This is a genomic window from Streptomyces sp. KR55 (assembly GCF_052245645.1).
GTDB classification, from domain to species: domain Bacteria; phylum Actinomycetota; class Actinomycetes; order Streptomycetales; family Streptomycetaceae; genus Streptomyces; species Streptomyces flavusporus.
Map to the genome: position 1 here is coordinate 1 of NZ_JBQQCE010000388.1, position 9,378 is coordinate 9,378.

The window sequence follows — 9,378 nt, forward strand, 5'->3', positions numbered from 1 at the left end:
ACAAGATCTGGCAGCTGCCGGGCGGGCCGGGGACGAGCGGCGTCCCCCTGGTCGCGCAGGCGCAGCGCCGGGATCCCCATGGGGAATTTTCTGGCGCCGCAGCTGGGGAATATCGCCGTCGTTCACATCCCGGCATCACAGGCGGCGACCGGACGACCGCGACTGATCCCACCGCTCACGGCCACCCGACCAGTTGCCTGTTACTGACCCACGCTCCTAGGCGCCGGTGCCAGAGCAGATGGACGGCATGGGCGCGAGCGACCGCTGGCACCGCCGTCTGCTCGACCAGGTCCCCGAACTGTCGCGGCTGCCGACCCAGAACCGCCAGCAGCTGGTGCTGCAGGCCAAGCTGATCCGTTATCGGCCGCCGCCGGGCCGACAGGCGTCCAGGCCGGTCATCACCTGCCGATGCCAGCCTGTCACCACGGCGTACCGCCAGCCGATCGCGGCCGCGGCCCGGGCCGCCGCGGCGATTCACACCTGGTCCTCCTCATTGATCCGCCCAGCCGGCCGCACGTCCAGCAGCCAGGCCGCCCCCGGCGTCAGCGCCAGGAAGTCCGGGATTTGCGAATCCACACCGTCGAGCCGGTCGAACCGCAGCCGGAGCGGCTGGGACAGCACCTCATGGACACCCCCGCGAAGTCGAGGCCAGCAGGAGGCGACGCTCCGCCAGGCTCTCGAATCCGTGCTGCCGCCCGGTCGAGACCAGAAACTCCAGGCCCGGACGGTGCTTCTGGCCTGCTCTCCAGGAGAACTGGCGTACCGGAACCGACGACGCCGTCGGCGCGCTGCCGAGGTCGCGTACGGGGACGATGACGTCCGCCGTACCGGCCCGCCGCACAGTGGTCCACGGACGCAACCACTCTGGATCGTCGTTGAGCCGATCGACGGCTTCGGCGGGGACGGCATACGGCAGGAACAGCTCGTCGATGGCGCACGTGTGCGACCACACAGGACCGGCGTCGCGTACGGCAACGCCACCCGGGGAATCCATGCCTCCAGCAGAGCGCAGGCACGTCCCACACCGGACGAAATAACGGGAGAACGGAATCTTGATCGCAGCGAGCGCTATCTTGGCTGGCCACACGATCACTGATGAACCAGGTACTCAATCAGATTTCTGAGCCTGAGTGCTGAGGTTCATCGGTGATCGTCGTTCCCGGCGGTAGCGCTACCGACTACGGGTGACGTGCTGCTGGTCCAGGCCGTGATGGCGGTCGAGCGTTGGAGTTCGCCGGCGCCGCCTGTCGATGGATTGCCGAGGGCCCGGTTTGGTGATCAAGTCCGCCCGGACGCTCCTATATCGAGATGACAGACCACTCATATGGTCGGACACTTGAAATAGAACCTCATTCACAACTTCAAGCATATCCAGAAAATAGAAGGTGATTGTATAGGTATCGGTGGATGGGTTGAAGATGCCATTGGTCGACCTAGGGCCCTTCGTTCCAGCGATTGACTGCGGCTTGGAAGAAGATGCTGACATGGCGAGAATTGTGGGGATCCATGGCATTGCGCAGCAGTACTGCGGTGGTTATGAGCTCGCCTCGGTGTGGTTCGACGCGCTGCGCGACGGGCTGGACGAAGCTGGCCAAGAGGCGAAGGCGAAGGCCCTGACGGCTGACGATGTGGTGGTCTCCTTCTTCGGGAGTCTCTTCCGCCCCGCCGGTGCCATGGGGCAGGGCCCGCCCTACTCGGCGCAGGACGTCCAGCCCGGCCTGGAACGTGACCTGCTGGCCGAGCTTTACCTGGCCGCGGTCGACCAGGAACCGTCGCTGGGTGCGCCCTCCGAGGCCATGGCTGGCCGGGTGGCGGTGCTGGTCATGGTGGAGCGGCTGCTGCGTTCACGCACGTTCGCGAAGGTCGCCGAGCGCGCGCTGATCGGCGACCTTAAACAGGTCAGCCGCTTCCTCGACTCCCCGGAGACCAAGCAGTCCGTGCTGGACCGGGTGCGGCGGCAGGTCGGTGACGGCACCCGGGTGGTGATCGGCCACTCCCTGGGATCGGTGATCGCCTACGAGTACCTGTGCCGCTACCGGCCGGAGTCCGTCGAGCTGCTGGTGACCCTCGGATCCCCGCTGGGCATCCCCAACCTGGTCTTCGACCGGCTCACCCCCCGCCCCACCGGGGGAAAGGGAGCCTGGCCCGCGCCCGTGGCCCGCTGGGTCAACGTCGCCGACCGCAACGACATCGTGGCCATGCGCAAACAGCTCGCCGAGCTGTTCCCCGGACCGGCACCGGATCAGCAAGTCGACGACCGTCTCGTCGACAACGGAGACGAGCCCCATGCCATCAGGCGCTACCTCAACGCCCCGGAGACCGGGAGTGCGATCGGTGATGCCCTGCCCTGACTTCTCCCTCGCCGAGCGCCGCATGCTTCTGGCCCTGGGCACAGCGACCTACCAGGCCGATATGTACGAACGCCTGGAGAAGGTGCCGGACTCGCTCAGAACGGTCGTGGAGGCCCTGGACAAGCTGGGGATCACCTCCATCGCCCCTCCTCCGGGGTATCACGTGGACCTGGGACTGGACGAACTGTGCAGGCAGGTGGGGGAGGCTGCGCGAGCCGCACCGATCGTGATCGTCTACTACACCGGTCACGGCACCCGTCCTCCACGAGGCGACTACTACCTGGTTCTCCACGCCTACCAGCCGGGCGCCTACCGGAGTGCCGTTCTGCCAGTCAGGGACCTGCCGGAGCTGCTGCTGCGAAGGACGGCAGACGAGGAGCTGGAGGCCGACCAACCCACCGTTCTCGTGATCCTCGACTGCTGCTTCTCCGGCTCCGGGGGGATGGACGTCCTCGGTGAAGCCCTAAAGGGGATCGGCAACCCGAACACCTGGGTGCTGGCCAGCGCCGGCGGCCTGCAATACGCCCAGCAGGGCACGTTCGCCAAGGCATTCAGTGAAGCGCTGCGGCATCCCAGAACGGGCCGATCCGGGCGTTACGTGAGCCTGAACGACATCGTGGATGTCATCAACACCGCCAATCCGGGGATCGAGCAGAAGGCCCGGTACTTCCCGCCCGCCGAGACCGGATCGACAGGCACCGAACTGTTCTTCCCCAACCCGACGTACGTGCCCGACGTGGCCAGGCTGACCATCACCGATCAGCACTGGATATCCCGGCTGCGCGGGGCCCCACAGGAGACCACCACCGGCTTCTACCTCACCGGCCGGAACGGGCGTATCAAAGCCGCCGAAGACCTCGCTACGTGGATGACCGGGCCGCAGGGCGGCGGCTTGGCGGTCGTCACTGGCAGCCCCGGCACAGGCAAGTCCACCCTGCTTTCCCTTCCCGTTCAGCTCGTCCACGACGCCAGCCGCAAGCAACTCCTTGGTTCAGCCCGGCGCGATCCTCTGATCGCTCAGACCGCGGCCCTGCTCAGCACTGATCTGTCTGTTGTGGCTGTCCACGCCCGCGGCCTCAACACGGACCAGGCCGCTCGCGAGATCGCCAAGGGGCTGGGCCGGGACGCCGAAACGGCCTCCGCGCTGCTGGAAGATCTTGAGACCAGCCCCTTGCCCGCAGAGCCGATCGTGGTCGTCGACGCCATCGACGAGGCAACCTCCCCCACCACATTGCTCCACAGCCTGCTGCTACGGCTGGCACGCCGGCACGGCTTGAAGGTCGCCCTCGGTGCCAGACGTCACGTCCTCCGCCACATCGGCACAACTGACCTGACCATCGACCTGGATACCGAGGAGTACCGCGACCCTCAAGCACTGATCGACTACGTCCACCAGCTGCTGACCGCCGCACACGAACCCGAGATCACCACTCCCTACCAAGACGACTCCTCCACCGCAGACGGCAACCTGGAGGAGATCACTGCAAGCGTGGCCGAGGCGATCGCCCGAAAAGCGACATCCACCCCGGCTCGCCAGCGCACGGCCGAGTCCTTCCTTCTCGCACAGCTGCTGGCCCGTGCCGTCCGTGACCGCCCCGAACCTGTCGACACCACCGACAACAACTGGCAAGCCCAGTTGCCCAGCAGCATCGGGGATGCCTTCGACGAAGACTTGGAACGCCTCGGCAGCAAGACCCCCCTCGCCCGCATCCTTCTGGAGGCCCTGGCCTGGGCGGTTGGCCCCGGATTGCCCTGGGAGAACCTTTGGGTGCCTGTCGCCGAGGCCCTGGCTCAGGAGCGGCTCGGCGGGCACCCGCAGATCAGCGACCAGGATGTGCGCTGGCTGCAGGAGAAGGCGGGAGCCTACATCGTGGAGGACCTTGGCCCCGGCCAGCGGTCCGTCTTCCGGCCCTTCCATGACCTGCTTGCTGCACACCTCCGTGGCGAGATCAGCGCCGAGCAAGCCGCCGCCGACTCCGCAGCCCTGCACATCTGGCAGGAGCGACAAGCCCGCACGCAAGAGGCCCTCACAAGCGCGTTGCTGTCAACCGTACCCACTAGCGCGTCAGGCCAGCGCCAATGGCTATCCGCGCACCCCTATCTGCACACTTACCTCGCCCAGCACGCAGCCACCGCCGGCACCGACATCCTCTCGGCCCTCCTCCACGACGCCGACTTCCTCGCCGTGGCCGATCCGATCACCCTTACCCCCCTCCTAGCGCCTACCAAAGGGTGGCTGCCCGCCACGGCACGCGCGTATCGGCGCGCCCGCCCCTTGCTTGGCGACGGCCCCGCCGCCAACGCCGCTTATCTGCAAGAGGCTACGCATGCCGTGACCGGCAGCACCGCTACGGCTGACCACACCGAGGTGCGCCCCCTGTACCGCACCCGTCTGGCATCGGTCCGCCGGGATGACAGCCTCCTCACCTTTACCGGTCACTCGGGAAGGGCGGTGTTGTCAGTGGCCTTCGGCACCACGGCGAAGGATCAACCGCTGCTCGCCTCCGCTGACGGCGACGGGACGGTGCGGTTGTGGGATCCGGTGCGCGAGACGCCAATCGGGGAGCCTCTCACCGGCCACCTTGGAGCTGTCAGGTCGGTGGCGTTCGACACCACGGCGAACGGGCAGCTCCTATTGGCATCCGGCGGCGATGACGGATCGGTGCGGTTGTGGGATCCGGTGCATGTGCCGCCAATCGGGGAATCTCTCACCGGCGCTGTGTATGAGGAGGTGCCCGGTACTGCGGTGAAGCGCCAGCCGCTGCTCACCTCCGCCGACGACGACGTTCTAGAGGTGTGGGACCCAGTGCGCCGGACGCGCATCGGCGAGTGGCGCGTCGACCAGATGTATGCAGTCTGGTCGGTGGCGTTCGGCACCACGGCGAAGGGCCAGCTGCTGCTCGCCTCCGCCCATGGCGACGGGACGGTGCAGATTTGGGACCCGGACAGACGGTCCCGGTCCGGACAGCCACTGACCGGCCACGCCGGGGCGGTTTGGTCGGTGGCGTTCGGTACCACGGCGAAGGGCCAGCTGCTGTTGGCCTCCGGCGGCGATGACGGGACGGTGCGGCTTTGGGACCCAGTCAAACGGACTCGGAGAAAGCGGCTCACCGGTCACCGTGGAGCGGTCAGGTCGGTGGCGTTCGGTACCACGGCGAAGGGCCAGCTGCTGTTGGCCTCCGGCGGCGATGACGGGACGGTGCGGCTTTGGGACCCGGGCAGCCGGTCCCGGTCCGGACAACCGCTCACCGGCCACACCCACACCGGAGCGGTTTGGTCGGTGGTGTTCGGTACCACGGCGAAGGGCGAGCTGCTGCTGGCCTCCGGGGGTGATGACGAGACGGTGCGGCTTTGGAGCCCGTTCAGTCGGTCGCGAATCGGAAAGCCGAACACCGGCCATCTCAAAGCGGTCAGGTCACTAGCTTTCGGCACAAGGGCGAAGGGCCAGCCGGTGCTGGCCTCCGGCGGCGATGACGGGACCGTGCGGCTTTGGGACCCGGCCAGTTTTAACCGACTCGGAAAGCCGAGCACTGGACACACCAGAGCGGTCGGGTCGGTGGCGTTCGGCACAAGGGCGAAGGGCCAGCCGGTGCTGGCCTCCGGCGGCGATGACGGGACCGTGCGGCTTTGGGACCCGGAGCACGGGACACCTGTCGGGAAGCCGTTCACCGGCCATCGTGGAGCGGTCAGGTCGGTGGCGTTCGGCACAAGGGCGAAGGACCAGCCGGTGCTGGCCTCCGGCGGCGATGACGGGACCGTGCGGCTTTGGGACCCGGAGCACGGGACAGCAGTCGGGGACCCTCTCACCGGCCATCGTGGAGCGGTCTTGTCAGTGGCGTTCGCTCCCACGGCTAAGGGGCACTTCCTGCTTGCCTCCTGCGGTCGGGATGGAACGGTACGGCTGTGGCGGCACCCCCCGGGCGGGAGGCAGGTCGTGCCACCGATCACGGTTCACACCGGAGCGGTTTGGTCGGTGGCGTTCGGCACCACGGCCAAGGGCCAGCCGCTCCTCGCCTTTGGCGGTGATGACGGGACGGTGCGGTTGTACAACGTAGTGCGCAGGACCGAGGTCATGCCGCCGCTTGCTTTCCACTCCGGAACGGTCAATTCCGTTGCGTTCGGTACCACGGCGAACGGCCAGCTGCTCCTCGCCTCCGCCGGTAACGACGGGACAGTGCGGTTGTCGGACCCCGTCAGCCAGACCTCGGACATGCCGCAGCCTGCCGGCCACTCTGGGATGGTCAATTCCGTTGCGTTCGGGACCACGGCGAGCGGTCAGCCGCTCCTTGCCTCTGCCGGGAACGACGGGACAGTGCGGCTCTGGGACCCTGCTACTGCGAGGTGCCTGGAGACATTGCGCCGCCGTTCCCCGGCTCTTTCTGTCGCTGCTGCGGGCCACATCCTCGCTATCAGCGACACCGAGGGTGTTTCCGTGATTGAACTCGACAGGTAAACGGATCAAGAAGCGTCGTATTGGAGTTGCTCCGGTCCAGCAGCGGACCGCGGTTGACGACGGCTGACCATGCTTCATTGCCGCGATCACGGCCGCTGTAAACACGGAGGTGTCGAACACGGCACGGCGCAGCGAGGGGTGACGAGGGGCTGCGGCGGGAGGCCGGGGCAGGGATGTTCGCGTGCATGACCGCGTTCGCATGGGCGAGGCCCCGTATCCGGCGGGGAATTTCAGCCTGCGGGGACGGACATCTCCTGCTCCCAGGAGGAGGCGTGCTCGCAGGGCCAAGGAAACTCCAGTTGGATCTCCCGCGTCGTCACGGCGCCTTGGTGGCGCAGGTGTCGCGCACTCCGTCGGTGTTGTGGAGGCGGCGCCGCTCAAGAGGACTTGTGATGGTCCTTCAGGCCCCCATTCGTGTGACCGCGACAGGGGGCGGAGCGAGTCGACAGGAGGGAAAAGGGCAAGATGCATCTATTATTCTCTGTGTGTCGCCATAATCCGGGTGTCGCCATAATCCGGGAAAAGTTCATGCAGGGCATGGAAAAAAATTCCACGTCGCAGTAGGTAGCAGCCGTCTCTCGGAGCCGTTATGCATGGCGGGAACGTCGAATTCCAGATCACGACCGGCCGGGTCGTGGAGGTTCTTGAGGCCACGCAATGGCCGCGCTCCCGCTGATCCTGGCGGGTCCGCTCGTCCGCCGCGTCGAGCCTCGCTCGGTGTCGGTGTGGGTGGCGCTGCGCGATTCGGTTCCGGTGACGCTGCGGCTCTGGTCCGGCTCACAACTGGCCGCGCCAACCGGCGGTCAGGTGCAGTCCGGGGACCAACCGCTCACGACAAGTCAACCGGTGACGCCGCGGCGGTTCGGTCAGCAGCTGCACGTCGCGGTCATGACCGCGGAGTTGGCCCAGCCAGCGCCGCCGCTCACACCGGGCTCTCTGGTCAGCTACGACCTGCAGTTCGGCGGGTCTGCCGGAAACACCTGGCTGCGGGATCAAGGACTGCTGCGCGACGAGCCGTCGGCGCCCACCAGTCGGCTCGCCGGGGTGGATCCGTCCGCGCCGCGCCATCTCGCGCTGGGCTACGTCGAGAACCGGCTGCCGGCGTTCATGACGCCGCCAGCCACGGTCGACCGACTCCGCCTCGCGCACACCAGTTGCCGCAAGCCCAATGGTCCCGGATACGACGCGCTGGCCTGGCTGGATGAGCGCATCGAGGAATCCTTTACCGTCGTCGACGACCGGCCGCAGCAGCTGTTCCTGACCGGCGACCAGATCTACGCTGACGACGTCGCCGCCTGCATGCTGCCGACGCTGTCCGGCCTGGCCACTGACCTGCTCGGTGCGACCGAGCGCCTCCAGGTCAGTGCCAACGAGACCGTGGACGCCACGCTTGCGAACCTACCGGCGATGTTCCGCCAGCGGCTGATGCGCGAGCTGGGCGGGTTCACCTCGACCGACGCCGCGAACCACCTGATGAGCTTCGGCGAGTACGCCGCGATGTACCTCGCGGTGTGGAGCCCCCGCGTCTGGCGGGCCCTCGCCGACAGCACCGCCGTACTCAAGGCCCCGAACGCCCCGCCATCAGTGGCTGCGCACCTGACGCAGTGGGACGCCTGCGCTGCGCAGAAGGGGAAGACCTTCGCCGAGCTGCGCACCGAGCCGTTCGACCAGGAGAAGGAGCGCGTCGAGGTCTTCCGCCAAGGGGTACCGAAGGTGGCGCGGGCGCTGGCGAACGTCGCCACGTACATGATCTGCGACGACCACGAGGTCACCGACGACTGGAACCTCAACGCCCGGTGGCGCAACCGGGTCTACACCAAGCCGCTCGGCCGCACTGTCGTCCGCAACGGCGTCATGGCCTATGGCATCTTCCAGGCGTGGGGCAACGACCCGAAACGGTTCGCGGCACCGGACGAGTCGGCCACCAAGCCCAATCACAACCGCCAGTTCCTCGAGGAGATGGAGAAGGCGTTCGCCGGTGCCGGCCCCTACCCGGCGGCCGGGGCGCAGCTGGGGCGACTGGATGAGCTGGTGGGTGTCGCCGGAACCGAGAGCAAGCAGCCGATCCTGCACTACCAGGTGCCCGGACCGCGTCACCTGGTGGCGGTGCTCGACACTCGCACTCGGCGCTCGTTCAGGGGACAGGGTCTGTTGCCGCCGAACCTGCTCGGGTCGACGCTGAACGACCAGGTGCCCGCCGCGCTCACCGACGGCCGCGAGTTGTTGTTGGTCGTCTCCGCCGCGCCGGTGCTGGGTCCGCACCTGATCGACAACGTGGCCCAGCCGCTACTGCAAACCATTCAGGACATCGCCGTCGGGGCGAAGCAGCAGTTCGGCGTGCCGATCGGTCCGTGTGAGCCGGAGGGCCGGCCAGCTGGGGTCGAGCAGTACGACGCGGAGGGCTGGGCCGCGGACACCGAGGCGCTCGAAGCGCTGTTGGGCCGGCTGGCCCGGCACGGGCGCGTCGTGATCCTCTCCGGCGACGTGCACTATAGCTGCAGCCTGGTGCTGGACTACTGGCGTACGGGCATCGCGCCGGCCCCCGACCCGCCGCCGTCGCGCATGGTGCAGCTC

The 9,378-nt window shown here is 67.6% G+C and carries 5 protein-coding genes; 3 read left to right on the top strand and 2 right to left on the bottom strand.

The window, feature by feature from the left end:
- Positions 1-474: 474 nt before the first annotated feature.
- Together ACTWQJ_RS38720 and ACTWQJ_RS38725 are read right to left on the bottom strand one after the other, a co-directional pair.
- The gene (locus ACTWQJ_RS38720) at positions 475-621 is read right to left on the bottom strand and encodes a hypothetical protein (RefSeq protein WP_443311123.1); all 147 of its coding nucleotides are present in this window, start codon (positions 619-621) and stop codon (positions 475-477) included.
- Position 622: 1 nt separating this feature from the next.
- Positions 623-994 (bottom strand): hypothetical protein, encoded by a 372-nt coding sequence (locus tag ACTWQJ_RS38725; protein WP_443311124.1) that lies wholly within the window; start codon positions 992-994, stop codon positions 623-625.
- 490 nt (positions 995-1,484) lie between these two features.
- Between ACTWQJ_RS38725 and ACTWQJ_RS38730 the strand changes: the two genes are divergently transcribed.
- The 3 genes from ACTWQJ_RS38730 to ACTWQJ_RS38740 all read left to right on the top strand — a co-directional run.
- Complete coding sequence (locus tag ACTWQJ_RS38730; RefSeq protein ID WP_443311125.1) at positions 1,485-2,351, top strand: alpha/beta fold hydrolase; 867 nt, start codon at positions 1,485-1,487, stop codon at positions 2,349-2,351.
- Positions 2,352-2,373: 22 nt separating this feature from the next.
- Positions 2,374-6,804, top strand: coding sequence for an AAA family ATPase (locus tag ACTWQJ_RS38735; protein WP_443311126.1), 4,431 nt, complete (start codon positions 2,374-2,376; stop codon positions 6,802-6,804).
- Between the two features lie 657 nt (positions 6,805-7,461).
- Positions 7,462-9,378 (top strand): hypothetical protein (locus ACTWQJ_RS38740; protein WP_443311127.1); only part of this gene is annotated, 1,917 nt, incomplete at its 3' end.

What these genes read in the sequence shown, in the direction of transcription:
- ACTWQJ_RS38725 (WP_443311124.1), bottom strand. Translation starts at nt 994, where the DNA reads ATGGATTCCCCGGGTGGCGTTGCCGTACGCGACGCCGGTCCTGTGTGG.
- ACTWQJ_RS38730 (WP_443311125.1), top strand. Translation starts at nt 1,485, where the DNA reads ATGGCGAGAATTGTGGGGATCCATGGCATTGCGCAGCAGTACTGCGGT.
- ACTWQJ_RS38735 (WP_443311126.1), top strand. Translation starts at nt 2,374, where the DNA reads ATGCTTCTGGCCCTGGGCACAGCGACCTACCAGGCCGATATGTACGAA.